Origin of the sequence: Mesorhizobium sp. M8A.F.Ca.ET.161.01.1.1, from assembly GCF_004792105.1 — a bacterium.
Taxonomy (GTDB): domain Bacteria; phylum Pseudomonadota; class Alphaproteobacteria; order Rhizobiales; family Rhizobiaceae; genus Mesorhizobium.
Genome location: NZ_SRTD01000018.1, coordinates 83091 through 109013, shown reverse-complemented (window position 1 = coordinate 109013; position 25923 = coordinate 83091). Strand labels below are relative to the sequence as shown.

The window sequence follows — 25923 nt, the reverse complement described above, 5'->3', positions numbered from 1 at the left end:
CGCTCACGGAGATCGTTTGAAAGCGCTCGCGTCATCAGATGCTGGCCTCCAATCCAGCCAGCATCTTGAATCACAAACCAGCTGCTTTGGGAATCCTACGATTCTCTCAAAACAGGAACCGCTCTAGGGGGCTTCGCGCATTTGATACCGGTACCATCTGGACGTGAGTCAAGGGTGCCGGGGCAAGACGATGATGATCCCCGTGGCGCCGCTGAAGCCTGTCCGCTACCGGTGAGCGTGGCGTGCGGCGCGGCGAACGCTTTGCAAAAGGATGGCAAGGCAGCCGACGAGCAGGAGGGCGCCGCCGAGCAGCGGCGGCAATGCGAGCAGCTTCACCCCCGCGGTAACCGCGGCCACAAGGACCAGCGCCAGCAGCGCCAGACTGCCGTCATCGACGAACATGCCGAAGAATTCCCTGGCGACAAGGCGAAGGACGTTCATCGGGCGAGCCCTCCGGCGGCTGTGGGATTGGTGCCGCGCAGCCAGCGCACCATGGCGAAGGATGCCAGCGCGACGATGGCGAAGATGGCGAGCAGAGCAAGATCGGCACCCGGCCAGTCGGCGCCGATGCCCTCGCCGGTCCAGAAGATGCCGAAGCTGGTCAGCATCAGGCCGACCACGAATTTGAGGGCGTTTTCGGGCACGCGCGCCAGCGGCCGGTGGACAGCGAGACCGACAAGCATCACCAAGACGAAAGCGGCCAGCGCGCCCATGCCGGCGTAAAATGTCTGCCCATGCGCGGCGCCGACAGCGATGACGATGAACACCACCTCCACACCCTCGAGCAGCACCGCCTTGAACGAGGCCAGCCCGGCGATGTAGTCGGCGCGCCGATCGTCAGCCTGCCGGTGCAGCGCGGCGGTTTCCTTGGCGAAGGCCGCCTCTTCGTCATGCAGGGCGATGACGCCGACGCTGCGCAGGATGGCTTTTCGCAGCCAGCGCATGCCGAACAGAATCAGCAACACGCCAACGATGAACTGCAGCGTGTTGATGGGGACAAGCGCCAGCAGCGGCCCGAACGCCAGCACCAGGGCTGCCAGCACTGCCAGAGCCAGCGCAGCACCCGTCAAGGCCGGACGCCAGCTGCGTGTCACCCCGACCGCGAGCACAATGGTGAAGGCTTCGACGACCTCGACCAGGGAGGCGAGAAATGCCGCCGTGACTGTCGAGAGGATGGGTGTCAGTGTCTGCATCAAGGCTTCCTGTCTTGCTCGACCCTGATTCCCTGGGGGCGAATTCCCGGATCGTAGTCCAGAATCACCCTACGCGGCCAGCAGCCCAAAGCGTTCCGGCGGCAGCGCAAGCAGACGGGTGAAACTGGCCTCGATCAGATCAGCCCCGACATGTCGGAGAAGGCCATTGCCTTGCGTAGCAGCTCGGCGAAGCGCTCACCGGCCACCTCGCGCGGACCGCTGTTGTCGATCGAGGTGACGCCAGGGCCGGACAAGGTCACACTGGCGCTGCGCGCCAGCCGTGCCAGCACTTCGCCGCGCGACTCGCGGCCGCGCATCGCCAGCCGCTCGGCCAGCACCTGGGGCGAAGCGGTGATCTCGACGATCGCCAGATTGGCATAGCGTTCGCGCAAGGTGGGGATGACCGCGCGCGATACGTTGGCAACGGCGACGTGGCCATTGGAAACGGACCAGTCGACATCGGCGGGCAGGCCATAGCGCAGGCCATGCGCTTCCCAGGAGATGGCGAAGGCGCCATCGGCCTCGGCCTCGGCGAAGGCGGCGTCGGCCAGCGTGTCGTGATCCTCGCTCGCCGCATCGCTCGGCCTGGTGATGACGCGGCGAACGAACTCCAGCTGCGTCTCGTCGGCGAAAAGCGCCTTGGCGTAACCGATCACCGTGTCCTTGCCGGCACCGCTAGGGCCTACGACGGCAACAAAGACGCCATGACGGATCGGAAAGGTTTCGGCGGACAGTTCGCGCTCGATCAAGGCCGACACCATCATGCCACCCGGCATCCCTGCCGCCACACGGTGCGCACGACCGGAACACGATCGTCGACGCGCACCCGCACCAGATCGGCGCGGCGTCCCTGTTCGATGATCCCGCGGTCGTCAAGGCCGACGGCCTGCGCCGGGTTCTTCGAGACCATGGCGACGGCCTGCGGCAGCGAAATGCCTTCGACCATGTCGCCGAGGAAGAAGGCCGACTGGATCAGGCTGAAGGGGATGTAGTCGGACGACAGGATGTCAAGCAGGCCGTCACTGGCCAGGGTGCGTGCCGAAACATTGCCCGAATGCGAGGCGCCGCGCATGACATTGGGCGCGCCCATCAGCACGCCGAGCCCGGCGGCCTTCGAGGCCCGCGCCGCTTCCTCTGTGGTCGGGAACTCGGCGACCCTCACGCCCTGCTCGATGGCCTCGTCGACATGAGCCGACGTGGCGTCGTCATGGCTGGCGAGCACGATGCCGCGCTCCTGGCAGGCGGCGGCGATGAAGACGCGGTTCGGTCCTGAATTGCGTGCCGACTCGCCCATCCGCTTCTCGCAGAATTTCTTGAAATCCTGATCCGAGAGCTTCAGCTTGCGCTGGTAGTAGTAGGCGTAGGTTTCAAGGTTGACGAACTGGCGCTGGCCCGGCGCATGATCCATCAGCGACGCCAGTTTCACCCTGTCGTCTGTCTCGAAATTGGCGAAGGCCCTCAGGCAGTCCGGTGCCGAGACCTCGCAGCGCAGATGGATGAAATGGTCTGCCCGCAGCCGCTCCTGCTGGACACTGTCCTCGATCGCATCGGCCAGCTTGCGGATGTCGTCCGATGTCAGGTCGGCGTCCTCGTCCATGCCGACGCGGAGCGCATCGAGCACGGTGGTGATGCCGGCGGTCGCCACCTGCGCGTCATGGGCAAGCACCGCGGCGATCGGGTTCCAGCGCACTTTCGGCCGCGGCGCATAATGGCCCTCGAGATGGTCGGTGTGGAGTTCGACCAGTCCTGGAATGATGAAGTCGCCGCCCATGTCCTCGCCGGTCCGGGCCGCGCCGGCATCGATGCCGGCGATAAAGCCGTCGCGCAGCACCAGCGAGCCTTCGACGATCTCGTCGGCAAGAACGATGCGGGCGTTGGAAAGAACAGTTTCGGCGGTCATTGCGGCTGGTCCTTGCTTCTTCCGGCGCCTGTCAGGCGGTTTTTCTGGCCGGGCGGCGTCCAAGCGCGTGCTGGGACAGCACCATGAACGGCGCACCGGGTTCGAGTTCGACAAACAATGTCAGCGCATCCACCAGCACGGGCTGGCGCAGCACATCGGCGAAAAGGCCGTCGATCGCCGCGCGCAGGCGAGGGCTTTCCTGTGGGCCGGCCCGGCCCGACAGGGTCATATGGAAGCGAAAGGTCTCGAAAACATAGGGATAGCCCCACTGGCAGAGATTGCGAAACTCCGCCGGCTTCAGCGAATCCGGGCTGCGCCGCTCGATCTCGGCCTCGCTCAACGGCGCGCGAAACCGGTCGAAATCGCGCACGACGTCGTCGGCGAAGCGGTTGAGCGGAGGCAGCGGACCATCCGGCACCAGCGCGAAGAAGCTGTCGATCTGGCTGACGACCAGACGCGGGATCGTCACAACCGGCGTTGCTTCGGCAAAATGGTCTAGCGCCGCGCGCAGCGAAGCCTCGGTCTCGGTGGCGGCCAGGCGGAAGGGCGCTTTCAGCGTGGCGTGAAAGCCATAGCGGCGCGCCGAAGCGGTGTGGAAGGCCACTTCCGCCGCCGACAGGTCGGCCACGGCCTCAACCGGGCCGGTCGCGGCACCGAACGGGTCGCGGCCCAGCCAGTTGGCGGCGATACGCGCCAGCGGCTCGTCCTGCCTGGGGGTGAAATAGATGGCATAACGCATGGGAAGTCCTCGTCAGAAACGTTGCCATAGGTGATTTCCATGACGGATTGACGAAGCTTTGAAGGGTTTTCGAAGGCAAATCGACCCTCAGGGTCGTTAGCCGACGATTTTTCCCAACTGGACCAACAAATTCAACCGGAAACGCAGAACGGTCAGGCCTTCATCAACCATTCGTGCTCGGGCGCGTTGTGGAATTTCCACGTCCGCTTCGGCCCGGCCATCACATTGAGGTAATAGAGGTCATAGCCATGGCAGGCGGCACAAGGGTGATAGCCCTTGGGCACCAGCACGACATCGCCGTCCTCGATCGCCATGGCTTCGTCCAGCGCGCGCCGGCCATCCTTGTCGGCGTCGGTATAGACGCGCTGGAAGGCAAAACCCTGCGGCGGGTTGAGGCGGTGGTAGTAGGTTTCCTCGAGATAGGATTCAGCGGGCAGATTGTCCTGGTCGTGCTTGTGCGGCGGGTAGCTCGACGTGTGGCCGCCGGGCGTGATGACCTCGACCACCAGAAGCGAGTCGGCCGGCTGCCCCTCAGGCAGGATGTTGGTGACGTAGCGCGTGTTGGTGCCCTTGCCGCGCACCTCCTGGCCGAGATCGTCCGGCCCGATCACCCGGACCGGCAAGCCGCCGCCAAGGCCGGGCGCCGAGCATACCGCGAGTTCCAGCTCGGTGTCGGCCGTCACCGACCAGTCCGATCCCTGCGGCACGTAGACCGACCACGGCTTGCCCTCGAAAGGCGACATGCGCTCGCCGAGCAGGCCGAGATCCTTGCCGCCGGCTTTTGCCGTACCCTTGCCGGTCACGAAGACCAGGCAGACTTCGCGGTCGTCCGACTGTCCCGAGGCGCTCTGGCCGGGCTTCAGCCGATGCAGATCGAAACCGACATAGGTCCAGCCAGCGCCTTGCGGCGTGACATGCGCGACGCGGCCATTGCCCTTGTCGGCTTTGACGAGCAGTTTCGACATTTTTGTCTCTCCTATCGCAAATCTTCGAGATCGGCCGAAGCCTCCCAACTTCGTCATCCTAGGGCGTAGCAGGAGCGAAGCTCCGTCGCGGAGACCCTAGGATCCATTCCGTGACCCCGCAGCGGAGCGGAGCGGAATTCTGCACCGTCGCAACGCTTCAATCCAACGGCATGGATCCTAGGGTCTGCGCCGCGTCGCTGCGCTCCTTGCTCCGCCCTAGGATGACGAAGCGAGGAGCGTTTCGGCCAATCACCAACGTATGCGATCCGTTACGCACGTATCCAATCCACTGGAACTTCTTCCATCATTCCTTGGGTTCGATGCCGACCTTGGGTTCCTCAGGCGTCGCCTTCGCCTCCTCCACGGGCTTGTACAGATAAAAAAACTGCCAGACGGCATAGCCGGCGAAGCCGAGCGCGATCACGCCCCAGAACGGCGTGCCGCTGGCGAACTCGATGATCGACCAGATGACGCAGACCGCGACGACGGCGATGCGCCGCCACAGCGGCCGGAAGAACGGGTGTTCATAATCTTTCATCGCGCCATCCGAGAGTTGCCGAACCAGTTCTCAGATAAGCCACCCGTGGCGACCAATCCAGCCTTCAGACATTCGGGAAGCCCTGCGTCTCGACCGTGTAGCCGGCGGCGGTCATCACCCGCATCAGCTCCTTGTAGCCGACCTGCGCCATCTTCAACGGCGGGTTCTTCCTGGGGTCCTGCTCGGCCTCGACCACGAACCAGCCTTCATAGCCATGATCGGCGAAGCGCTGCACGATGGCGCCGAAATCGAGCGAGCCGTCGCCCGGCACTGTGAAGGCGCCGAGCGCCACGGCGTCGAGGAAGGACTGCTTCGTACGGTCGAGCTTGTCGATCACATCCATGCGCACATCCTTCACATGGACATGGCTGATGCGCTTGTGGTGGTTGTCGATGGCGCGCAGCACATCGCCGCCGGCAAAGGCCAGATGGCCGGCATCGAGCAGCAGCGGGATTCCTTCGCCGGAATGGCGCATGAAGGCGTCGAGTTCCGGCTCGGTCTCGACTACCGCCGCCATGTGGTGATGGTAGGAAAGCGGCATGCCTTGCTCGGCGCACCATTCGCCGAATTCCGTCAGGCGCCGCGCGTAGGCCTTCATTTCGTCGCCCGAAAGTTTCGGCTTGGTGGCGAGCGGCCTGGAGCGGTCGCCCTGGATCGAGCGTCCGACCTCGCCATAGACGATGCAGGGCGCGTCGACCGCCTTGAACAGGTCGATCATCGGCTGGATGCGCTCCTTGTTCGCAGCCATCTCCTCGTCGACCAGCGTGCCGGAAAACCAGCCGCCGCATAGCGTGACGTCGGCGGCCTTCAGGATCGGCAGCATCACCTTTGGGTCGTTGGGAAAGCGCCGGCCCATTTCCATGCCGGTGAAGCCGGCAGAGCGCGACTGGCGCAGACATTCTTCCAGCGACACGTCATCGCTCAGTTCGGCAAGATCGTCGTTCCACCATGCGATGGGGGACATGCCCAGTTTGGCTTTCAAGTCGTCACTCCGGGTTAGAACTGCTTATTACCTGTTGGTTGGCGCTGCCCCTCATCCGCCTGCCGGCACCTTCTCCCCGTATAGAGACGGGGAGAAGGAAGGAGCTTCAGCGCCGGCGTCAATCGCCGACGCTCTGCATCCGCCGCTTCTCGTCATAGGCCTTGCGCGCCGCGTTCACCTGCGGCCGGGCCGAGACCTCGGGCACCGCCACGTCCCACCAGTGCCCGCCGGCATCGGTGGAAACCAGCGGGTCGGTGTCGATGACCAGCACGGTGGTGCGGTCGTTCTTTTTCGCCTGAGCCAGCGCCGTCTCCAGCCCGGCGATCGACGAAACTTTTTCTGATGTCGCGCCCATGCTGGCGGCATGCGCGGCAAAGTCGACATCGGGCAGGATCTCGTGGCGCGAGTCCTTCAACAGGTTGTTGAAGTTGGCACCACCAGTCGCCATCTGCAGCCGGTTGATGCAGCCGAACCCCCTGTTGTCGAGCAGCACGATGGTCAGTTTCAGGCCGAGCATCACCGAGGTGGCGATCTCGGAATTCAGCATCAGATAGGAGCCGTCGCCGATCATGACGACGATCTCCTCGCCGGGCTTCGCCATCTTGGTGCCGAGCCCGCCGGCGATCTCGTAGCCCATGGTCGAGAAGCCGTATTCGGCATGGTAGGAGCCGGGCGCGCCCGCCTGCCAGAGCTTGTGCAATTCGCCCGGGAGGCCGCCCGCGGCATGCAGGAGCGTCACGCCTGATCCCATGGCGCGCTGAACGGCGCCGATCACCTGCGCATCCGATGGAAAGGCGACGTTGGTCGATGCCGTCACCTTGGCCGCGTCGGCCTGCCAGGTGGTCTTGCCAGTGACCGCATTGTCGGTCCAGGCGACAGGCGCCTTCCAGCCTTGCAGCGCGGCGCCGAGCTCGGCGAGCCCTTCCGCTGCGTCGGCGACCAGCGGCAGCGCCCGGTGTTTGCCGGCATCAAAGGGCTGCACGTTGAGCCCGATGATGGTCTTGCCGGAATTCTTGAACAGCGCCCACGAGCCGGTGGTGAAATCCTGCAGGCGCGTGCCGATGGCGAGCACCACATCGGCCTCTTCCGCCAGCCGGTTGGCGGCCGAAGTGCCGGTGACGCCGACCGCCGCCATGTTGAGCTTGTGGTCGTCCGGCAGCGAGGACTTGCCGCCTTGCGTCTCGCAGACCGGAATGCCGGCGCCTTCGGCGAACGTCGCCAGTTCGTCGGAAGCCTGCGAATAGAGAACGCCGCCGCCGGCGATGATCAGCGGCTTCCTGGCTCCCTTGAGTGCCGCCACGGCCGCCGCCAGTTCGCTACGGTCCGGACGCGGCCGGCGCTGGCGCCAGACCCGCTCGGCAAAGAAGCTCTCGGGATAGTCATAGGCTTCGGCCTGTACGTCCTGGCAGAGCGACAGCGTCACCGGGCCGCAATCGGCCGGATCGGTCAGCACCTGCATGGCGCGGCTCAGCGCCGGTATGATCTGCTCCGGCCGCGTGATGCGGTCGAAATAGCGCGACACCGGCCGGAAACAGTCGTTGACCGTCGCGGTGCCGTCCGAAAAATCCTCGGCCTGCTGCAGCACCGGGTCGGGGATGCGGTTGGCGAAGACGTCGCCCGGCAAAAACAGGACGGGCAACCGGTTCACGTGGGCAAGCGCAGCCGCCGTCACCATGTTCAGCGCGCCGGGGCCGATCGAAGAGGTCGCGGCCATGAAGCGGCGACGGAAATTGGCCTTGCCGTAGGCGATCGCCGCATGCGCCATCGCCTGCTCGTTGTGGGCGCGGAAGGTCGGCAGCTCATCGCGCACCTGGTAAAGCGCCTCGCCGATGCCGGCGACATTGCCATGGCCGAAGATCGCCCAGACGCCGCCGAAGATCGGCACTGTCCTGCCGTCGATCTCGGTCATCTGGCGGGACAGGAAGCGGGTCAGCGCCTGCGCCATCGTCAGGCGGATTGTCTTGCTCATCGTGTTTTCCTCCGCAGTCCCTGTGTCGCGGCCTGTTATGCCGCCTTGCGGCCGCGCGCGGCAAGCCACGCCTCGGTCAACTGTTCGAAGCGCGAGGCCATGTCCGCGACCGCCTCGTCATCGGACATTTTGCCGGCCAGCCATTGTTCGGCCGCGTGGACGAAGATGGTGCGGCCGACGGCAAAGCCCTTGACGATGGGCGCCTTGGCGGTTGCGGCAAAAGCCGCCTCCAGTTCGTCCTGCGGCGCTTCCAGACCAAGCAGCACGATGCCACGGCACCAGGGATCGTGCTTCAGGATCACCGCCTCGATCTTGGCCCAGGCGCCGCTCGACGCCTGCGGCTCGAGCTTCCACCAGTCCGGCTTGATGCCGAGCGCATAGAGTTCCTCCAGCGCGCGCGGGATCGTCGTGTCGTCGAGCTTGCCATGCTTGCCGGCGATGATCTCGATGAGAAGTTCCCGGCCGACCTTGCGCGCGGCCTCGAACAGCGCGCGCAGCTTCTGCTGCTGTTCTTCCTTGAGTTCCGCCGGATCGTCAGGGTGGTAGAAGCACAGGCACTTGATGCAGTGATCGACGGGCCATTCGGTGAGCTGCGAGCCGATATCCTGCGAGAATTCGAAGCGCAGCGGCCGCGAGCCCGGCAATTCCACCGGCCGGCCCAGCCAGGCAAAGGGATGCCTGGCGAATTCGAACATCGCCTCGCGGCCATGCTTCTCGTCGATCAGCATGCCGTAGCCGTCGCGGCCGGCAGCGACCTTGGCCGCCGCCTTGACCGCCAGCACTTTGAAATCGCGGATGCGCGCTGGATCGGCGCCGGTCTTGGCCGCCACATCCTCGAGCTGCACACGGTGGTCGCAGGCGAGCGCCATCAGTGAAGGAATGTCGCGCCGGCGGGTGGTTGCCCAATGGATGTGGTTGATCGCCTCGTCCTTGCGCAGTGCGCGATGCTTGCTGCCGTTCTTGAGGAAGAACTGCAGCTCTTCGAAGGTCGGATATTCCGGCGCGCAGAGCAGCCGCGACACGGCGAAGGCGCCGCAGGCGTTGGCCCAGGTCGCCGCGGTTTTGAAGCTTTCACCGCCGAGCCAGCCGCGAAGCAAACCGGACATGAAGGCGTCACCGGCGCCCAGCACATTGTAGATCTCGATCGGGAACCCTTCGCCGACGATGCCGTCCTCGAGATCGTCGCTGATCGGCCCGTCATAGACGATGCAGCCCATGGCGCCGCGCTTCAAGACGATGGTCGCCGAGGACAGGGCGCGGATCGTCTTCAGCGCGCTCAGGCAGTCGTCGGCGCCGGACGCGATCATGATCTCTTCCTCAGTGCCGACGATGAGGTCGCAATCGGGCAGCACCGTCTTCAACTGGGCCGAGACCCGGTCCGACTTGACGTAGCGCTCGAAACCTTCGGCGTGACCGGCGAGACCCCACAGGTTCGGCCGATAGTCGATGTCGAAGACCACCTTGCCGCCCTTGGCCTTCATGATGCGGATCGCCTTGCGCTGGGCGGCGTCGCTGTTGGGGCGGGAAAAATGCGTGCCGGTGACGACGATGGCGCGGGCCGAGGCAATAAACGCCTCGTCGATATCCTCTTCCGAAAGCGCCATGTCGGCGCAGTCGGAGCGGTAGAAGATCATCGGCGAAACGCCTTCGCTCTCGACCGAAAGCAGAACAAGCGCGGTCAACCGTTCCTTGTCGGTCTTCAGCCCGTCGGTGTTGACGCCTTCGCGTTTCAGCTGCTCGCGGATGAAGCGGCCCATCTGCTCGTCGCCGACGCGCGTCAGCAGCGCCGAGCGCAGGCCGAGCCGCGCCGTGCCGACCGAAATGTTGGCCGGGCAGCCGCCGACCGACTTGGCGAAGGACGTGATATCCTCGAGCCGCGAGCCGATCTGCTGGCCATAGAGGTCGACGGAAGCGCGACCGATGGTGATGACATCGAGCGGCGCCTGTCTTGCGTCCACGGCTTCGCTCATTGGAACCTCCCGTCGGTCTTGTCGTCATGGACAACATTGTTGGGTAACACGCGCGAGCGGCAGCGTGGCGCCAGCAATATGAAATAATAATTCCAATCCATAGTCAATATGGAATGAGCATTCCCTAGCCTAAAATTGCCTTTTTGGATGTCTGGTCAAGCCTTGCGCTTGCGGCTCACGTCACGCCGCTTCTCGCCGACGCCGACGGTCAGCGCCATGGCCAGCGCCATTGTCGCCGACAGCGAACGGAAACCGGCGAAATCCGCCTCGGCCACCTCGAACCAGACCCTGGCGAACTGGGCCAGCGGCGAGAATGAGCTGTCGGTGATGGCAACGATCGGTACGCCCTGCTCGGAAATGCTGCGCGCTTCCTCGATCGTGGCCGGTGCGTAGGGCGAGAAGCTGATGGCGATGACGGCGTCCGCCGGCGTGGCGAAGCCGACCATCTCGGCATTCAGGCCGGCAGCCGATTCGATCAGCTGGTTGCGGATCTTCAGCTTGCCCAGCGCGTAGGCGATATAGCTCGCCACCGGATAGGAGCGCCGCTTGGCCAAGACATAGATGGTCTGCGCCTTTGCCAGCAGCGAGATAGCGTCTTCCAGATGCGCGTCGTCCAGTGTGCGGGAAATGTCGTTGAGCGAGGTGCTGGCGGCGGCAATGAAACCGTCGAAGATCGCCCGGTGGCCGGCGCCGCCCTCGGCCTTGGCGCGTAGCGCCTGCAGCCGCTCGTCATAGGAGGAGTTGCGCTCGCGCAACCGCTCGCGGAACACCTGCTGCAGGCTGGTAAAGCCGTCGAACCCGAGTTGCTGGGCAAAGCGGATCAGGGTCGAGGGCTGCACGCCGGCCGAAGCGGCGATGCTGGCGGCGGTGCCGAAGGCTATGTCGTCCGGATTGTCGAGCGCATAGGCGGCGATCTGCGCGATGCGCTTGGGCAGGCTCTCGCGCCGGTCCAGAATGGTGGCGCGCAGCGTCTCGAAGTCGCGAGGTACCTGTTCGTCCATCGTCTCCGCCCAAGCCTGTCTGGAGGCTCTCTGTGCCCCATCATAGCGGGCCTGCGCAAGAACGCCATAAAAAATGAGGCAGACATTCCATTTCCGGAGAAAATGGACTAATTCATCCATCCATCGCTCAGGCAGTGGAGAAAGTTGGATGGTCGGCGTAGGTCTTATCGGTACGGGTTTCATGGGCAAGTGCCACGCCATCGCGTGGAGCGCAGTGGGAGCCGTCTTCCCCGATGCGACCAAGCCGCGGCTCGTCCATCTCGGCGAGGTCAGCGAGGACCTTGCCAGGCGCAAGGCCGGCGAGTTCGGCTTTGCCAAGGCGTCCGGCGACTGGCGTGCCGTCGTCAACGATCCGGAGGTCGACGTCGTCTCGCTGACGACGCCCAACCAGTTTCATCCGGAAATGGCCATCGCCATCCTCGAAGCCGGCAAGCATCTGTGGTGCGAAAAGCCGATGGCGCCGAGCTTCGCCGAGGCCGAGGCAATGGCGGCCGCCGCCAAGACATCAGGCAAGATTGCCGCGCTTGGTTACAATTACATCCAGAGCCCGGCCATCCGTCACATCGGCGCGCTGCTCGACGAGAAGATCATCGGCGAGGTCAACCATCTGCGCATCGAGATGGACGAGGATTTCATGGCCGATCCCGAGGCGCCGTTCTTCTGGAAGCACGAAGCGACTTCCGGCTATGGCGCGCTCGACGATTTCGCCGTGCATCCGCTGTCGCTGGTCACGGCGTTGTTCGGCCGCGTCGCCAGCGTCATCTGCGACATGGCCAAGCCCTATGCCGACCGCAAGCTGGCGGCGGGCGGGCGGCGCGCGGTCGAGACCTACGATATCGCCAGCGTGCTGATGCATCTGGAAAACGGCATTGCCGGAACGCTGCAGGTCAACCGCTCGGCCTGGGGCCGCAAGGGCCGTATCGCCATCCAGATCTTCGGCTCCAAGGGTTCGATCCTGTTCGACCAGGAGCGGATGAACGAATTCCAGCTCTATTTGACGTCGGACCGACCGACCGAACAGGGCTATCGCACCATATTGGTGGCGCCGCAGCACAAGCCCTATGATCTTTTCGTGCCGGCGCCCGGCCACAGCCTCGGCTTCAACGATCTCAAGATCATCGAGTGCCACGAATTGCTGACGCGGCTGGCCGGCAAGCCGGCCCGGCTTATCGAGTTCGCCGAAGGGCTGGAGATCGAGCGCACCGTGCACGCGATGGCGCGTTCGCATGCGGAAAAGCGCTGGGTGGATGTAAGGTAAAAGTCAGACGCCTATAGCCGCGTTCGTCTCCCAGCCATTGACCCAGATTTGCCGCAAGCGGTCGCCTTCGTCCTTGAAGCGTAACCCGGTCGGCTGGCAGTCCTCGATGCGGTCGCTGCGGAAATTGCGGATTGCCTGGCGCAGCTCGCACCAGGCGACGATGTTGGCGGTTTCGGCGTAGTAGATCAGCGCGATCGGGCGGATCAGCCGCTCGGAGGCACGGCCTGCTTCGTCGCGGTAGGAAAGGTCGAGCTTCTCCTCGTCGCGGATGGCGCGGCGCACCAGCGCCAGGTCGATCGTGCCGGCGGCGGGCGCGGCAAAGCCCCAGGCATGCAGCGCATTGGCGTCGAGCGTCTGGCGCAAGGGCGGCGGCACCGCGCCGGCGATCTTGGCGCTGACGCGCTTGGCCGCCTGCTTGAGCTCGTCGTCTCCCGTGCGCTCGAGCAACGCCAGCGACAGCACGATCGCCTCCATCTCCTCGATCGAGAACATCAGCGGCGGCAGGTCGAAGCCGGGACGCAGGATATAGCCGATGCCACGGCCGCCCTCGATCGGGACGCGCATGGCCTGCAGCGCGGCGATGTCGCGGTAGATCGAGCGTATCGTCACTTCCAGTTGCCCGGCAATCATTGCCGCCGTCACCGGCTGCCTGGCCAGCCGCAGGATCTGGATGATCTCGAACAGGCGCGAGGCCTTGCGCATTTTTCTCCCCGGCTGTGATCACAACTGACACACCATCGTCAGTTGGCTCGATCTATAGGATCGCCCATCGGCTTGAAAATCAACAATTCCTTGGCGGCACGCCCCCAAGAGGCGACAGGCAACTGACATGAGCTACGCGGAAAATCTCTGGCTTTTCTTTCTTCTCCTGTTCGGCATCATCGCCGTTCCAGGCATGGACATGCTGTTCGTGCTTGCCAACGCGCTGACCGGCGGACGCGACAGAGGGCTGGCCGCGACCGGCGGCATCATGGTCGGCGGCATGGTACACACGCTGAACGGCGCTGTCGGCGTCGGCCTGCTCATGCATTTCGTGCCGATCCTGTTCAAGCCGCTGCTGATCGCCGGCGCCGCCTACATGGCCTATATCGGCATCACGCTGATGCGCAGCTCCATCACCGTCGGCCGCGAGGGGCCGGCCGGCAGCCGTTCCGCATGGAAAGCGTTTCGCCAGGGTTTCGTGACCTGCCTGATCAACCCGAAGGCCTATCTCTTCGTCCTGGCCGTCTACCCTCAGTTCCTGAAACCGCACTACGGTCCGATCTGGATGCAGGCGACGATCATGGGCCTGCTGACCGTGCTGACGCAGGCGGCGATCTATGGCGGGCTGGCCATTTCTGCCGGCCGCAGCCGCAGCCTTCTGATCGCCAATCCGCGGGCGACCGTCCTTGCCGGGCGCGCCGCCGGGCTGCTGCTGTTCGCGGTCTCGGTCTTCACCGCATGGGAAGGGCTGATGGCGGCGTAAGTCCCGGCGCCGCCCCTCCCGCATCGCCATCGTGTCAGGCGGCCCCTTGCCGACTGTCCAGCATGGCGCGCCGCGCCGAGCGGCGCCATTCTACGGCACCGGCAAGCCCGTGCAGCACGGTCTCGGTGGTCGCCCAGTCGATGCAGCCATCGGTGATGCTCTGGCCGTAGACCAGCGGCTTGCCGGGCACGACATCCTGCCGGCCAGCGACGAGATTGCTTTCGATCATGACGCCGATGATGCGCTCCTCGCCCGCCGCCACCTGGCCCGCCACGTCCGCCGCCACCTTCGGCTGGTTCTCGGGCTTCTTGCTGGAGTTGGCGTGGCTCACGTCGATCATCAGGCGCGGCGCGATACCGATGCGGGCGAGTTCCACCGAAGCAGCCTCGACGCTTGCCGTGTCATAGTTCGGCTGGACACCGCCGCGCAGGATGACATGGCAATCCTCGTTTCCGGTCGTCGCCGCAATCGCGCTGCGTCCGCCCTTGGTCACCGCCATGAAATGATGCGGCTGGGCGGCCGACTTCACCGCCTCGCCGGCGATCCTGAGATTGCCGTCGGTGCCGTTCTTGAAGCCGACCGGGCAGGAGAGGCCCGAGGCCAGCTCGCGATGGATCTGGCTTTCGGTCGTGCGCGCGCCGATGGCGCCCCAGGCGACGAGGTCGGCAATGTATTGCGGCGTCGTCATGTCGAGGAATTCGGTCGCCGCCGGCAGGCCGAGATTGTTGACGGCGGAAAGCACATTGCGCGCCATCCGCAGCCCCTTGTCGATGTTGAAGCTGCCGTCGAGGTCGGGATCGTTGATCAGGCCTTTCCAGCCGACAGTGGTGCGCGGCTTTTCGAAATAGACCCGCATGACGATCTCGAGCCGGTCGGCCAGGGCCTCGCGCAGCGCCGCCAGACGGCTGGCATAGTCAACGGCCGCAACCGGATCGTGAATGGAACAAGGGCCGACGATGACAACAAGTCGATCGTCGGCCCCTGTCAGGATGGAGTGGATGGCGTTGCGCGAGGCGGCAACGGTGCGTGTCGCCGTGAGTGAGCGCGGTATCTCGCGCATCACCTCTTCCGGCGTGCTCAGCAGTCTAAGTTCCTTGACCCGAAGGTCGTCTGTAGTGGTCAACACGGCTTTCTGCTCCTGTTTGGGAACCTGCCGGCTGAAACAAAAAAGCCGCCAGGTCTGGCGGCTTGTCGGACTGTTTGCTGCAATCTTCAGATCGAGCGCAATCCTCCCGCCGCCAGCGAGCTGCTAAAGTACCAATAGGTGGCGGACAGGTGGATCATGCCGCTCATATAGTCGAAGCGGCGGCGTTTGTCGATGGGGCGATGAGGGTCAGGTGGCGAAACCGTCGATGACAGCACCCCTCTCCCCGTCCCTATACGGGGAGAGGATGCCGGCAGGCAGGTGAGGGGCGGCGCCTACGTCGGAGAGACAAGCGAGGTGGCAGGGTATGGACCGGTAATTGTCAAAGTCGGTGCTGCCTCTCATTGCCCTGCCGGGGCATTTCTCCCCGTATAGTGACGGGGAGAAAGGGCCAGCCGCAACGTCGGCACTATTCCGGCGACGAGCCGGCGATGCTCTGGTCGTAGTCGACCAGCGATCCGGTCATGACGCCCGATTGCGGGCTGACCATGTAGCTGATCAGCCGCGCGAGCTGGTCCGGCTTCACCAACTGGCCCATCGGTTGGGCCGCTTCGGCCTTCGCCAGCCAGTCGTCGGGTGCGTCGTGCCATTTCTTCTGCACGATGTCCTCGCCCTCGGTATCCATCCAGCCGGGCAGAACGGCGTTGCAGCGGATGCGGTTGAAGCGATAGGCGTTGGCGACGTTCTTGGTCAGCGTCATCAGCGCGCCCTTGCTGGTCGAATAGGGCGTCAGGAAGGACTGGCCGGTATGCGCCGACATCGACAGCACGTTGACGATGGAGCCGGGGGTCTTTTTCTCCAGCAGATGCGCCACGACGCCCTGCATCAGGAAGAAGGGGCCGCGCACATTGGTGTCGAATATCTGGTCGAAAAGCTCTTCCGATGTCTCGACCAGCGAGCCGCGCGCCGAGGTGGCGGCGGCGTTGACCAGGGCGTTGATCGTACCGAAATGCGAGAGCGCAGTGGCGACCGCGCGCTTGCACTCGGCAACCTTCGAAACGTCGGCGCTGATGAAGATGGCGTCGACGCCAGATTTCTTGAAATGGGCAACAGCCTTGTCGCCCTTCTCCTGCGAGCGGCCGATGAGCGCCAGCGCCCGGCAGCCCTCGTCGGCCAATGCCTCGGCGACAGCAAAGCCGATGCCTTGCGCACCGCCGGTGACGATGGCGCGTGTCTGTGAATTACGATCGGTGCTCATTGCTCTGCTCCTGGGTTCTTGACTGCCAACAGTTTCATGAGATTCATTGAGGTTTCTTCGGTGCCTTATCGCAACGTTGGGAAACTTGGTCGAAGCATCCCCAACGTCGTCATCCTAGGGCGAAGCAGGAGCGAAGCTCCGTCGCGGAGACCCTAGGATCCATTCCGTGACCTCTGCCGAAGAACGCAGCGGACCAAAATTCTGAACCGTTGGAGCCGCTTCTATGTAACGGCATGGATCCTCGGGTCTGCGCCGCGTCGCTTCGCTCCTTGCTTCGCCGGTGGATGACGACATGATGAATGTTACGGCTAGTCATAAAGCCCTGTAGATCGACGACCTTACTGTCTAGCCTAGGCGCACTGTCTTGCCTGTCGTCGCCGATTTCAGCGCCGCGTCCGCCAGCTTCAGTGCCACAAGGCCGTCGGCCCCGCTTGGCGCTGCCTTCTTGCCCTTTGTCGCCGCCGTGATGAAGGCGGCGATCTCGTTGGCGTAGGCGTCGAGATAGCGGGTCATGAAAAAGTCGTGCAGCGGCGGGCGCGTATAGCCCTTCTCGTTGGCCAGTTCGATCGACACCGGCCGCTGGTTCTCGGCCGCCACCATGCCTTTCGAGCCATGCACCTCGATGCGCTGGTCGTAGCCATAGGTGGCGCGGCGCGAATTCGAGATGACCGCCTGCTTGCCCGATGCGGTTTCGAGGATGACGCTGACCGAATCGAAATCGCCGGCTTCGCCGATCTTCTTGTCGACCAGCACCGAGGCATGGGCGCTGACCGCCACCGGCTCCTCGCCAAGCAGGAAGCGCGCCATGTCGAAATCATGGATGGTCATGTCGCGGAAAATGCCGCCGGAGCGCGCGATGTAGTCGAGCGGCGGGGCGCCGGGATCACGCGAGGTGATGGTGACCATTTCGACCGTGCCGATGGCGCCGTCGTCAATCGCCTTGCGCACGGCGGCGAAATGCGGGTCGAAGCGCCTGTTGAAGCCGACCATCAGCGTCGCTTTGGCCTTGTCGACCACGGCCAGGCACTTCTCGACGCGCTTGACGTCGAGATCGATCGGCTTCTCGCAGAAGATCGCCTTACCGGCCTTGGCGAAGTGCTCGATCAGATCGGCATGCGTGTCGGTCGGCGTGCAGATGACGACCGCGTCGATGTCTTTCGATTTTTCGATGGCGTCGATGGTGCGCACCTCGGCGCCATAGGCGCTCGCCAGTTCGCTCGCCGCCTTCTCGAAGGCGTCGGCAACGGCGACCAGTTTTGCCTGGGGGTTGGAACCCACGGCGCGGGCGTGGACCTTGCCGATGCGGCCGGCACCAAGGAGGGCGAAGCGAACAGTCATGGAAATTTTCCTCTAGGGGATGGTTCGAAGCGGGGCGCCGGTCATGGGCGCTGGATGATTTTCCGGTCAAGACAAATCGACGGGAAGGCGATGACCATCGCCGCCGCGCCCGGCCCTTAGGCCGCGAGTTCCGCCTCCCCGGTCTTGGCGCCGGTGATGTAGGAAACGATGTCCTGCCCGTCGGTATTCTCCTTGCGCAGATTGGCGACGATGCGGCCACGCCGGAACACGACGATACGGTCGCAGAGGTCGAACACCTGGCGCATGTTGTGGCTGATCAGGATCAGCGGCTCGCCATTGTCCTTCAGCGTGCGGATGATGTTTTCGACCTGCGCCGTTTCCTGCACGCCAAGGGCCGCCGTCGGCTCGTCCATGATGATCAGCTTGGAGGCAAAGGTGGCCGTCCTGGCGATCGCCACGCATTGGCGCTGGCCGCCCGACATGTGGCGGATGGTGTTGGACAAATTGGGAATTTTCACCGCGGTGCGGACCAGTGCCGCCTCGGTCGCCTTGCGCATGTATTTGCGGTCGAGGATCGAGAATGGCCCCAGATTGAACAGCACCTTTTCGCGGCCGAGGAACAGGTTGGACGGCACGTCGAGATCGTCGGCTAGCGCCAGGTTCTGGAACACCGTCTCGATACCCGCCTCGCGCGCCTCGATCGGGCCGGCGAAATTCACTTCCTTGCCGTCAAACCAGACCTGGCCGCTTGTCCGCTGCTCGACGGCGGTGATCTGGCGCACGAAGGTCGATTTGCCGGCGCCGTTGTCGCCCATGATGGCGACATGCTCGCCCTTGCGCAGCTCGAAGTTCGCGCCTTCCAGCGCATGCACGCCGCCATAGCGCTTGGTGAGGTTTTCGGTCTTCAGGACGATGTCTGACATGGTCAAGCCCTCAATGCCCGCATGCGCTGGCGCCACTGATCGAGAACAACCGCGCCGACGATGATCACGCCCTTGACCATCTCCTGGTAGTAGGCGTCGAGGCGCAGGAAGGTGAAGCCGGAGATGATGACGCCGAAGATGAGCGCGCCGATCACCGTGCCGATGATGGAGCCACGGCCACCCGACAGCGAGACGCCGCCGATGACCGCCATGGCGATGGCGTCGAGTTCGTACATCACGCCCATGCCGGCCTGGGCGGTGAGGTTCTTGGAGGAGAGCACCACGGCGGCGAGCGCGGCGAGAATGCCGGCGATGACATAGACGAGGATCTTGTGGTTGGCGATCTTGATGCCGGACATGCGCGCGGCATCCTCGTTGGAGCCGATCGCGTAACAGTGCTTGCCGTATCGGGTGTAGGTCATGATGAGCTGGAACAGCGCGGCCAGCGACAGGAAGATGATGACCGGCATCAGGCCCTTGCCTATTGCCGCGAAACTGTCTGTCGGGAATGATATCGGCTGCCCCTTCGACCACCATTTGGCGATGCCGCGCGCGGTGACCATCATGCCGAGCGTGGCGATGAAGGGCGGGATGCGCGTGTAGGCGATCAGGGCGCCGTTGACGAGGCCGGCGAGCAGGCCGCAGCCGATCGCCACCAGCACCGGCACGATCACCGGCAGGTCGGTCCAGCCCTGCGCCAGGAACATCGCCTTGGGATTGGGATTGCCGTTGACGGTCGCGACCTGGGCGAAGCTCATGGCGATCATGGCGGTCGCGCCGACGATCGAGCCCGAGGACAGGTCGATGCCGCCGGTGATGATCACTTGCGTGACGCCAATGGCGATGATGCCGACGATCGACACCTGCAGGATGATGATCTGCAGCCGCGCCTCGTTGAAGATGCCGGAGACGTCGCTGCGGGTGTTGAACAGGAAGCTGTCGCCGAGAAAGATCCGGCCGATCAGCTCGAAGATGACGACGAGGATGACGAGCGCCAGGAAGACGTTGAATTCGGCCGGCCATATACGCTTCCTGGCGTCATAGCCGACGCCGCCGACGCCGTGAGATGTCTGTGCCAATCTTCTATCCTCCGTCAGCCGCGGTCGTTCCTCGAGCACCTTAAAGGCGCCGAGGGGAAGAGGAGCGGCGCTGCCTTGACGCGAGAGCGCCGCTCCGTATGTCCGCGGCTCAGTTCTTCTTCAAGAACTTGTCGATGTTCGCAGGCGTGACCAGCTGGAACGGGACATAGACCTTGTGTTCGACCTTCTCGCCCTTGGCGAGCTTCAGCGCTGCGTCCAGCGCGCCCGCGCCCTGGCCGGCGGCATCCTGGAACACGGTGGCATCGAGGTCGCCCGCCTGCATGGCGGCAAGCGCGTCCTGGGTGGCGTCGACGCCGCCGACGACAACCGACTTCATGTCGATGTTGGCGGCCTTCATCGCCTGGATGGCACCGATGGCGCTTTCGTCATTGTTGGCGATGACGCCGTCGAACTTCTTGCCGGTCGACAGCCAGTTGGTCATCAGGTTCTGCGCCTGGTCGCGATCCCAGTTCGAGGTCTGCTTGTCGATGATCTTGATGAAGCTGCAGTCCGGGGTGGCGATGACATCGTCGATGTCCTTGGTGCGCTGCACGGCGGCCTGGTTGGAAAGCTCGCCCATGATGACATAGACATTGGCTTCCTTCTTGCCGGCTTCCTTGAACAGGCGGCAGACTTCCTTGGTTTCGAGCGTGCCGGAATCGGCCTCATTGGAAGCGACGAAGGCCTGGTTGTCGGGCAACGTGTCGACATTGACCGGCTGGCGGTTGACATAGACCAGCGGGATCTTGGCCGCGGCGGCCGCATCCGACATTGCCTGCGTGGCCGAGGTGTCGACCGGGTTGACGATGATGGCGTCGACGCCCGAAGCGGCGAAGTTCTTGATCTGGTCGAGTTGCTTGGCGACGTCGTTCTGCGCGTCCTCGACCTGCAGCTCGACGCCGCTCATGCCCTTGGCCTGCTCGATCATGCCGTTGCGCAGCACGGTAAGGAAATTGTCGTCGAACTTGGCCATCGAGACGCCGATCTTGGCGGCCATGGCCGATGAACTCATCAGCGCCGCGAAGGCGACGCCCAAAAGCAGTTTCTTCATTTTAATCTCTCCTCCACTTTGGTGTCCGGTTGCACCGATTTCTCCGGAATCCCCGATCTCCCCGGGGAATCTCTCCCGATTGTCTTCTCCCCGGTGGCGCCTGCCGTTTGCTGGAACGCCAAAGCCTCTGTTTGAAACAGATGTTCCCGGAACGTAAGGACCAAAATACATCACCGATGAAATATTTATTCCATTCCGTCGGGAGGCGTCAAGGGCGATTCCAAAACCGGACGTGCGATTTTGGCGGACGCGTCGACGGTGTGCGGATGCTGCCGGAAGAATGCCGCTGGTTGGCGGCGGAGCAGACAGGCGCACGCCCGGCGCCGGCGGCGAGGCCTATGGCATCAGCGCGCCAGGTCCGTTCCCTGGATGCCGTCGACAGGCGATGGCAGTTCAGAAATGCCAGATGTCTCTCTGCAGCAAGAGATCGAGCGGCGCTCTCCAGACCCTGTATCCCGCCGCCTGCCTCACCTGCTGTTCGACGCTGAGCTTGCCGCTGACATCGAAGAAAACTCCAATTCGCCTTCGGGCGTGAAGCTTTGTTCCGGTGGTGGTGTAATTGCGGATAGGCAGCTGCTGGCGGCTGATCGTTCGCCCATCCTGTGATAGCGCGACGCCGATGCAGAATTGTTCCGGGGTATGCAAACGCACGATTTCACTGACTCTCTCGCTGGCGGCGTATGCTCGCTCCAGCGCAGGAATGTTGTTATGATGAACGCCAAGGACGCCGCTCGCCCACATGGTTTCATCTCCGGTCAGGATGTGGCCTCCAATTGAGAGCCCTTTGCCTTCGAGCGCTCGATAAGGGGCCTTTGGGCGCCCTTCGCACCGCCACATTATGGAGGACAACGCTGTAATTCGCCTGAAACATCGCGATATGTCGCCGGTCGGATACATGTCCGTGTCCATGAAGAACAGGCGCTCGCAACGCCGCAGCAAATCGACGATGCCGGCTGCCTTGATGCCAAACCTGTATCGATTGCCGAAGGACATCTCGGCCTTTCTCTCGGCCGTTAGCTCGATCGTTTCGATAGGATAGCCGTCGAAAATGGAGGGCCTGTCGGTCAGGACCATGACCCTGGCATCCGGGCAATAGTAAAGCAGGCGAAGGGCGCTGAAGAGCGCGCCACGCGCATAGAGCTCGTCGCTCCCAAAAGCGATGTACCCAAACCCATCTCCGCCCATCGGGCATGTATATATTAGCAATCATTAATGCGTCAAATTTGGATGCCCCCGTCGGGCGACGCGCTGAAAGCCCTGGCTCGCTAGATGTTCTCGGGCAGGTAGATGTCGAACGGCAGGAAGGTCTGGCCGGGAGCGTTAGCCGCGCCCGTCTCGATGGCGTGCGCCATGAGATCGAGCAGTTCGCGGCACAAAGCCGCCAGCGGCGTGGAGATCACCATGGTCAGCACCCCGTCCGCCAGGGCGGATCGCGAGACCGCCGATATCTCGTTGCAGACCACCGCTGGCATCTCTGCTGGCTTGGCCTGCCTAAGCGCCGCGACCGCGCCTTCCATGCCGCCGCCCGCGACATAGCAGCCGACGAGGTCCGGATGACGGCCGAGCAGGTCGAGCAGCGTGTCCTGCGTGATCTGGTTGGCCTCGAGATTGACCAGCGTTTCGAGCAGGGTGAAGTCCGGCGCCTGTTCGCGGAAGAAGGAGCGGAAGCCGATCTCGCGCAGTTCATGGCCGTGGAAGCGGTGGCTGCCGACGAAAAGCGCGACCTTGCCCGGCCGCTTCGCCGCTTTCGAGATCATCCAGGCTGCCGTGCGCCCGACCTTGCGGTTGTCGAGGCCGACATAGCCCTCGCGAATGCCGGCGGCGAAGTCGGACAGCAGCGAAAAAACCGGCAATCCCCTGGCCTTCATCTCCTCGACAATGACCGTCAGCGCCGGGTGATCCGGCCCGACCAGGGCGACGGCCTTGCACTTGGCCGCCAGCTTGCGCGTGCGCTCGACGATTTCGTCCGGCGTCAGCGAAACGGCGAAGTCGATGATCGCGACGCCGCGAAAGCGCTGCGATTGCGACACCGCGAGTTCGAGTTGCCGCGCGAACTCCGTGTAGAAGACATCGTTGCCTCTCAAAAGCAGGAAGCCGAGCCGGTATTCCGGCAATTCATGGCGCATACGCTGCTTGATCAGGCCGGCCGCGTGATAGCCGATCTCGGTCGCGGTCTCGTAGACGCGGCGTGCCGTTTCCTCGCGAACCGGCAAGCGATTGTTGAGCACGCGGTCCACCGTGGCGACGCTGACGCCGGAGACGCGCGCCAGATCTGTTATCGTCGGCCGTTTCGCCATGATCGCCCCGTTCGATTGCCTGGTATTGATATACCACTTTGATAGGAAATGATAGAAACTATCTTTGTGACGTTGAGTCTATCATGGCGCGGCGTTATTTCTAGGCATGAAACCAGTGGTGATCGGCATTCGCATGGCGAATGCCCCTGCCTTGGGAGGCAATCATGACCGCAGCGCCGTCCCGGCGTGATTATAGCCTGATCGGCCGCGACGCCCGACTTGCCGTCGAAAACGGCCTGTCGGCGGCCGAGTGGTATCACACCGACATTCCCCGCAAGCAGATGAAGGAGCTGATGCAGCGCTCCGATGGTCCGGCGATCCGCGACACGGCGATCTGGCTGGCCGCCCTCGCCATCAGCAGCGCCGGCGGCGCCTGGTTCTGGGGCAGCTGGTGGTGCGTACCGTTCTTCTTCGCCTATGGCGTGCTCTACGGCTCATCCACCGATTCACGCTGGCACGAATGCGGCCACGGCACGGCGTTCCGCACGCAGTGGATGAATGATGCGGTCTATCAGGTCGCCTGCTTCATGATCATGCGCAATCCGGTGACCTGGCGCTGGAGCCACACGCGCCATCACACCGACACCATCATCGTCGGCCGCGACCCTGAGATTTCGGTCATGCGGCCGCCGGACCTGGTGCGCCTCGTCCTCGGTTTTGTCGGCGTGCTTGACGCCTGGCACGCGATGTCAGACATGCTGCGCAATGCCGCCGGCAACATCAGCGCGGCCGAGAAGACCTTCATTCCCGAGCAGGAACAGCAGAAGGCGATCCGCATTGCCCGCATCTGGACGGCGATCTATGCCGCGACCATCGCGCTGGCGCTCTACACCGGATCGTTCCTGCCCTTGATGCTGGTCGGCCTGCCCAGGCTCTACGGTGCCTGGCATCATGTCATGGTCGGCCTGCTGCAGCATGGCGGCCTTGCCGACAACGTCACCGACCACCGGCTGAACAGCCGCACCGTCTACATGAACCCGATCAGCCGCTTCATCTACTGGAACATGAACTACCACGTCGAGCATCACATGTTCCCGATGGTGCCCTACCATGCGCTGCCCAGGCTGCATGCGCTGATCAAGCACGATCTGCCGGCACCGACGCGATCGATCCTGGCCGGGTACCGCGAGATGATCCCGGTCTTCCGCCGCCAGCTGCGCAACGAGGATTATTTCCTCAAGCGCGAGCTGCCGCCGACCGCCAGGCCATACCGCGAGGAATTCCACAACGACGCCGTCGCCACGGCGGCGGAATGACATCGAACGGCTCCAGGGGAGGACTGAATGAGCGATTGGGTCGAGGCGTGCGCCGCCGGTGACATCGATGAAGAGGACGTGATGCGCTTCGATCATGGCGGGCGCACCTTCGCCATCTATCGCAGCCCGGACGACGAGTATTTCGCCACCGACGGACTTTGCACGCATGAGAAGGTGCATCTCGCCGACGGGCTGGTGATGGATGACATCATCGAATGTCCCAAGCACAATGGCCGCTTCAACTACAAGACCGGCGCGGCCAGGGGCGCGCCGGTCTGCGTCAACATCAAGACCTATCCGGTCAAGGTCGACGCCGGCAAAGTCCTCGTTCAGATCGGGTGACCGGCATGGCACGCGGGATGGTGATCATCGGAGCCGGCGAATGCGGCGGTCGGGCAGCCCTTGCCTTGCGCGATCTCGGCTATGACGGGCCGGTGACGCTGGTCGGCGACGAGCCGCATCTGCCCTATGAGAGGCCGCCTTTGTCCAAGGAGGCGATGGCCAGCGACGCGCCGGCAATCAAGGCGATCGCCAGCGACGAGGTGCTGGCCGAAAAATCGATCCGGCATATCCATTCCGTCCAGGCCGTGGCTATCGATCGCGCGGCGCACACGGTGCGCCTGTCCGACGGCTCGGCGCTGCCCTACGACAAGCTGCTGCTCGCCACCGGCTCGACGCCGCGCAAGCTGCCGATGCCTGGCCTTGGCGGGCGCTGCGTCTATCTCAGAACCTTCGCCGACGCGCTGGCCATTCGCGCCCATCTTCGTGCCGGCAACCGCATCGCCGTCATCGGCGGCGGCTTCATCGGCCTCGAGCTTGCCGCGGCGGCGCGCAAGCTCGGCGCTTCGGTCACCGTCATCGAGGCGCAGCCGCGCATCCTGATGCGTGGCGTTCCGGCCGAGATCGCCGAAATCATTCACAAAGCGCATGTCGCCGAGGGTGTCGACGTGGTCTGCGGGCAAGGCATCGCCTCCATCGCCGACGACGGCAAGGAGGTGCGAGTGATGCTTGCCGGCGGGCGCGAGATATCAGCCGACCTCGCCGTCATCGGCATCGGCGCCGTGCCCGTGACCGAACTCGCGGCGGAAGCCGGCCTGGCCATCGAAAATGGCATCGCAGTCGACGCCGAGCTGCGCAGCAGCGATCCCGACATCTTCGCCGCCGGCGATTGCTGCTCGTTTCCGCTCGCCGTCTACGGCGGCCGCCGCGTGCGGCTGGAAGCCTGGCGCAATGCGCAGGAACAGGGCGCGCTGGCGGCCAGGAACATGCTTGGCGCCGGCGAGGCGCATGCGGCGGTGCCGTGGTTCTGGTCGGATCAGTACGGCCTGTCCCTGCAGATCGCCGGACTTTCCGACGAAGGCCGCAGCACGGTGCGTCGCGATCTCGACGACGGCGCTTTCATCCTGTTTCATCTGGCCGAGGACGGCAGGCTGGTGGCGGCCAGCGGCATCGGCCCGGGCAATGCGGTGGCCCGCGACATAAGGCTCGCCGAAATGCTGATCGGCAAGCGAGCGAAGCCGTCGGTGGAGGCGCTAGAATCGCCTGACGTCAAGCTGAAGGCGTTGCTGGCGGCCTGAACGGTCGCATCGGCTCGCCGATGGCGGCGCCGCCCCTCATCTGCCTGCCGGCATCTTCTCCCCGTAGAACGGGGAGAAGGGAGCTGTGGCACCCTCGCCGCAATTCATCATGCACCGCT

At 64.0% G+C, this 25923-nt stretch carries 25 protein-coding genes; 5 read left to right on the top strand and 20 right to left on the bottom strand.

The features are described from left to right. Nucleotides 1-225 precede the first annotated feature (225 nt). The 11 genes from EN804_RS29455 to EN804_RS29400 all read right to left on the bottom strand — a co-directional run bounded on the left by EN804_RS29455 (nucleotide 226) and on the right by EN804_RS29400 (nucleotide 11257). Nucleotides 226-441 (bottom strand): hypothetical protein, encoded by a 216-nt coding sequence (locus EN804_RS29455; RefSeq protein WP_127279298.1) that lies wholly within the window; start codon nucleotides 439-441, stop codon nucleotides 226-228. After that, nucleotides 438-1193, bottom strand: a complete 756-nt coding sequence (locus tag EN804_RS29450) for a COG4280 domain-containing protein (RefSeq protein WP_135921886.1) — start codon at nucleotides 1191-1193, stop codon at nucleotides 438-440. Before EN804_RS29450 ends, EN804_RS29455 begins: the two co-directional genes overlap by 4 nt. 134 nt (nucleotides 1194-1327) lie before the next feature. Further along, nucleotides 1328-1957: a phosphonate metabolism protein/1,5-bisphosphokinase (PRPP-forming) PhnN gene (gene phnN / locus EN804_RS29445; protein ID WP_167531402.1), complete on the bottom strand. Its 630-nt coding sequence runs from the start codon at nucleotides 1955-1957 to the stop codon at nucleotides 1328-1330. Continuing rightward, nucleotides 1954-3093 (bottom strand): alpha-D-ribose 1-methylphosphonate 5-triphosphate diphosphatase, encoded by a 1140-nt coding sequence (locus tag EN804_RS29440; protein WP_135921885.1) that lies wholly within the window; start codon nucleotides 3091-3093, stop codon nucleotides 1954-1956. Before EN804_RS29440 ends, phnN begins: the two co-directional genes overlap by 4 nt. 31 nt (nucleotides 3094-3124) lie before the next feature. After that, the gene (locus EN804_RS29435; RefSeq protein WP_135921884.1) at nucleotides 3125-3832 is read right to left on the bottom strand and encodes a DUF1045 domain-containing protein; all 708 of its coding nucleotides are present in this window, start codon (nucleotides 3830-3832) and stop codon (nucleotides 3125-3127) included. A gap of 152 nt (nucleotides 3833-3984) precedes the next feature. Next, nucleotides 3985-4797: a 5-deoxy-glucuronate isomerase gene (gene iolB, locus EN804_RS29430; protein WP_127279305.1), complete on the bottom strand. Its 813-nt coding sequence runs from the start codon at nucleotides 4795-4797 to the stop codon at nucleotides 3985-3987. A gap of 304 nt (nucleotides 4798-5101) precedes the next feature. Continuing rightward, on the bottom strand, nucleotides 5102-5335 hold the full coding sequence (locus EN804_RS29420) for a DUF3329 domain-containing protein (RefSeq protein ID WP_127871209.1): 234 nt from the start codon (nucleotides 5333-5335) through the stop codon (nucleotides 5102-5104). A 64-nt stretch (nucleotides 5336-5399) separates the two neighbouring features. Continuing rightward, nucleotides 5400-6317 (bottom strand): myo-inosose-2 dehydratase, encoded by a 918-nt coding sequence (iolE, locus tag EN804_RS29415; RefSeq protein ID WP_127871208.1) that lies wholly within the window; start codon nucleotides 6315-6317, stop codon nucleotides 5400-5402. 118 nt (nucleotides 6318-6435) lie between these two features. After that, a complete protein-coding gene (gene iolD, locus EN804_RS29410) occupies nucleotides 6436-8286 on the bottom strand; it encodes a 3D-(3,5/4)-trihydroxycyclohexane-1,2-dione acylhydrolase (decyclizing) (protein ID WP_135921883.1) in 1851 nt (616 codons plus the stop codon). Nucleotides 8287-8321: 35 nt separating this feature from the next. Further along, nucleotides 8322-10256 (bottom strand): 5-dehydro-2-deoxygluconokinase, encoded by a 1935-nt coding sequence (gene iolC, locus EN804_RS29405; RefSeq protein WP_135921882.1) that lies wholly within the window; start codon nucleotides 10254-10256, stop codon nucleotides 8322-8324. 155 nt (nucleotides 10257-10411) lie between these two features. Then, entirely contained in the window at nucleotides 10412-11257 is an 846-nt protein-coding gene (locus EN804_RS29400) for a MurR/RpiR family transcriptional regulator (RefSeq protein ID WP_135921881.1), read from the bottom strand. Between the two features lie 148 nt (nucleotides 11258-11405). On the opposite strand from EN804_RS29400, the gene EN804_RS29395 reads away from it, so the two are divergent. Beyond that, on the top strand, nucleotides 11406-12515 hold the full coding sequence (locus EN804_RS29395; RefSeq protein ID WP_135917618.1) for a Gfo/Idh/MocA family oxidoreductase: 1110 nt from the start codon (nucleotides 11406-11408) through the stop codon (nucleotides 12513-12515). 3 nt (nucleotides 12516-12518) lie between these two features. On the opposite strand, the gene EN804_RS29390 is transcribed toward EN804_RS29395, so the two are convergent. Continuing rightward, nucleotides 12519-13217: a YafY family protein gene (locus tag EN804_RS29390; protein ID WP_135917616.1), complete on the bottom strand. Its 699-nt coding sequence runs from the start codon at nucleotides 13215-13217 to the stop codon at nucleotides 12519-12521. A gap of 127 nt (nucleotides 13218-13344) precedes the next feature. On the opposite strand from EN804_RS29390, the gene EN804_RS29385 reads away from it, so the two are divergent. Continuing rightward, complete coding sequence (locus EN804_RS29385; protein WP_135921880.1) at nucleotides 13345-13980, top strand: LysE family translocator; 636 nt, start codon at nucleotides 13345-13347, stop codon at nucleotides 13978-13980. A 34-nt stretch (nucleotides 13981-14014) separates the two neighbouring features. On the opposite strand, the gene EN804_RS29380 is transcribed toward EN804_RS29385, so the two are convergent. The 8 genes from EN804_RS29380 to EN804_RS29345 all read right to left on the bottom strand — a co-directional run bounded on the left by EN804_RS29380 (nucleotide 14015) and on the right by EN804_RS29345 (nucleotide 22971). Next, a complete protein-coding gene (locus tag EN804_RS29380) occupies nucleotides 14015-15106 on the bottom strand; it encodes a 3-deoxy-7-phosphoheptulonate synthase (RefSeq protein ID WP_135921879.1) in 1092 nt (363 codons plus the stop codon). Between the two features lie 427 nt (nucleotides 15107-15533). Continuing rightward, complete coding sequence (locus EN804_RS29375) at nucleotides 15534-16322, bottom strand: SDR family oxidoreductase (protein ID WP_135921878.1); 789 nt, start codon at nucleotides 16320-16322, stop codon at nucleotides 15534-15536. Between the two features lie 345 nt (nucleotides 16323-16667). After that, nucleotides 16668-17660 (bottom strand): inositol 2-dehydrogenase, encoded by a 993-nt coding sequence (iolG, locus tag EN804_RS29370; protein WP_135921877.1) that lies wholly within the window; start codon nucleotides 17658-17660, stop codon nucleotides 16668-16670. Between the two features lie 116 nt (nucleotides 17661-17776). Beyond that, complete coding sequence (locus EN804_RS29365) at nucleotides 17777-18544, bottom strand: ATP-binding cassette domain-containing protein (protein WP_023772158.1); 768 nt, start codon at nucleotides 18542-18544, stop codon at nucleotides 17777-17779. A gap of 2 nt (nucleotides 18545-18546) precedes the next feature. Continuing rightward, a complete protein-coding gene (locus EN804_RS29360; RefSeq protein ID WP_135921876.1) occupies nucleotides 18547-19623 on the bottom strand; it encodes an ABC transporter permease in 1077 nt (358 codons plus the stop codon). Nucleotides 19624-19732: 109 nt separating this feature from the next. Then, complete coding sequence (locus EN804_RS29355) at nucleotides 19733-20674, bottom strand: sugar ABC transporter substrate-binding protein (RefSeq protein WP_015314570.1); 942 nt, start codon at nucleotides 20672-20674, stop codon at nucleotides 19733-19735. A gap of 393 nt (nucleotides 20675-21067) precedes the next feature. Then, nucleotides 21068-21748 carry a hypothetical protein gene (locus tag EN804_RS29350; RefSeq protein WP_245464532.1) on the bottom strand — a complete coding sequence of 227 codons (681 nt, stop codon included), beginning with the start codon at nucleotides 21746-21748 and terminating at the stop codon, nucleotides 21068-21070. 191 nt (nucleotides 21749-21939) lie between these two features. Continuing rightward, nucleotides 21940-22971, bottom strand: a complete 1032-nt coding sequence (locus EN804_RS29345) for a LacI family DNA-binding transcriptional regulator (protein ID WP_135883872.1) — start codon at nucleotides 22969-22971, stop codon at nucleotides 21940-21942. Between the two features lie 164 nt (nucleotides 22972-23135). On the opposite strand from EN804_RS29345, the gene EN804_RS29340 reads away from it, so the two are divergent. The 3 genes from EN804_RS29340 to EN804_RS29330 are packed head-to-tail and all read left to right on the top strand — an operon-like array spanning nucleotide 23136 to nucleotide 25804. Then, nucleotides 23136-24227 (top strand): fatty acid desaturase family protein, encoded by a 1092-nt coding sequence (locus EN804_RS29340; RefSeq protein WP_135921875.1) that lies wholly within the window; start codon nucleotides 23136-23138, stop codon nucleotides 24225-24227. A gap of 27 nt (nucleotides 24228-24254) precedes the next feature. Continuing rightward, nucleotides 24255-24569 carry a MocE family 2Fe-2S type ferredoxin gene (locus EN804_RS29335; RefSeq protein ID WP_127280380.1) on the top strand — a complete coding sequence of 105 codons (315 nt, stop codon included), beginning with the start codon at nucleotides 24255-24257 and terminating at the stop codon, nucleotides 24567-24569. A 5-nt stretch (nucleotides 24570-24574) separates the two neighbouring features. Next, nucleotides 24575-25804 carry an FAD-dependent oxidoreductase gene (locus tag EN804_RS29330; protein ID WP_135921874.1) on the top strand — a complete coding sequence of 410 codons (1230 nt, stop codon included), beginning with the start codon at nucleotides 24575-24577 and terminating at the stop codon, nucleotides 25802-25804. The last annotated feature ends 119 nt before the right edge of the window (nucleotides 25805-25923 follow it).

What these genes read in the sequence shown, in the direction of transcription:
- EN804_RS29420 (WP_127871209.1), bottom strand. Translation starts at nt 5,335, where the DNA reads ATGAAAGATTATGAACACCCGTTCTTCCGGCCGCTGTGGCGGCGCATC.
- iolD (WP_135921883.1), bottom strand. Translation starts at nt 8,286, where the DNA reads ATGAGCAAGACAATCCGCCTGACGATGGCGCAGGCGCTGACCCGCTTC.
- EN804_RS29345 (WP_135883872.1), bottom strand. Translation starts at nt 22,971, where the DNA reads ATGGCGAAACGGCCGACGATAACAGATCTGGCGCGCGTCTCCGGCGTC.
- EN804_RS29365 (WP_023772158.1), bottom strand. Translation starts at nt 18,544, where the DNA reads ATGTCAGACATCGTCCTGAAGACCGAAAACCTCACCAAGCGCTATGGC.
- EN804_RS29400 (WP_135921881.1), bottom strand. Translation starts at nt 11,257, where the DNA reads ATGGACGAACAGGTACCTCGCGACTTCGAGACGCTGCGCGCCACCATT.
- EN804_RS29390 (WP_135917616.1), bottom strand. Translation starts at nt 13,217, where the DNA reads ATGCGCAAGGCCTCGCGCCTGTTCGAGATCATCCAGATCCTGCGGCTG.
- EN804_RS29330 (WP_135921874.1), top strand. Translation starts at nt 24,575, where the DNA reads ATGGCACGCGGGATGGTGATCATCGGAGCCGGCGAATGCGGCGGTCGG.
- EN804_RS29440 (WP_135921885.1), bottom strand. Translation starts at nt 3,093, where the DNA reads ATGACCGCCGAAACTGTTCTTTCCAACGCCCGCATCGTTCTTGCCGAC.
- EN804_RS29350 (WP_245464532.1), bottom strand. Translation starts at nt 21,748, where the DNA reads ATGGTCCTGACCGACAGGCCCTCCATTTTCGACGGCTATCCTATCGAA.
- EN804_RS29385 (WP_135921880.1), top strand. Translation starts at nt 13,345, where the DNA reads ATGAGCTACGCGGAAAATCTCTGGCTTTTCTTTCTTCTCCTGTTCGGC.
- EN804_RS29355 (WP_015314570.1), bottom strand. Translation starts at nt 20,674, where the DNA reads ATGAAGAAACTGCTTTTGGGCGTCGCCTTCGCGGCGCTGATGAGTTCA.
- EN804_RS29335 (WP_127280380.1), top strand. Translation starts at nt 24,255, where the DNA reads ATGAGCGATTGGGTCGAGGCGTGCGCCGCCGGTGACATCGATGAAGAG.
- iolC (WP_135921882.1), bottom strand. Translation starts at nt 10,256, where the DNA reads ATGAGCGAAGCCGTGGACGCAAGACAGGCGCCGCTCGATGTCATCACC.
- iolG (WP_135921877.1), bottom strand. Translation starts at nt 17,660, where the DNA reads ATGACTGTTCGCTTCGCCCTCCTTGGTGCCGGCCGCATCGGCAAGGTC.
- iolB (WP_127279305.1), bottom strand. Translation starts at nt 4,797, where the DNA reads ATGTCGAAACTGCTCGTCAAAGCCGACAAGGGCAATGGCCGCGTCGCG.
- EN804_RS29340 (WP_135921875.1), top strand. Translation starts at nt 23,136, where the DNA reads ATGACCGCAGCGCCGTCCCGGCGTGATTATAGCCTGATCGGCCGCGAC.
- EN804_RS29435 (WP_135921884.1), bottom strand. Translation starts at nt 3,832, where the DNA reads ATGCGTTATGCCATCTATTTCACCCCCAGGCAGGACGAGCCGCTGGCG.
- EN804_RS29450 (WP_135921886.1), bottom strand. Translation starts at nt 1,193, where the DNA reads ATGCAGACACTGACACCCATCCTCTCGACAGTCACGGCGGCATTTCTC.
- EN804_RS29455 (WP_127279298.1), bottom strand. Translation starts at nt 441, where the DNA reads ATGAACGTCCTTCGCCTTGTCGCCAGGGAATTCTTCGGCATGTTCGTC.
- EN804_RS29395 (WP_135917618.1), top strand. Translation starts at nt 11,406, where the DNA reads ATGGTCGGCGTAGGTCTTATCGGTACGGGTTTCATGGGCAAGTGCCAC.
- EN804_RS29375 (WP_135921878.1), bottom strand. Translation starts at nt 16,322, where the DNA reads ATGAGCACCGATCGTAATTCACAGACACGCGCCATCGTCACCGGCGGT.
- phnN (WP_167531402.1), bottom strand. Translation starts at nt 1,957, where the DNA reads ATGATGGTGTCGGCCTTGATCGAGCGCGAACTGTCCGCCGAAACCTTT.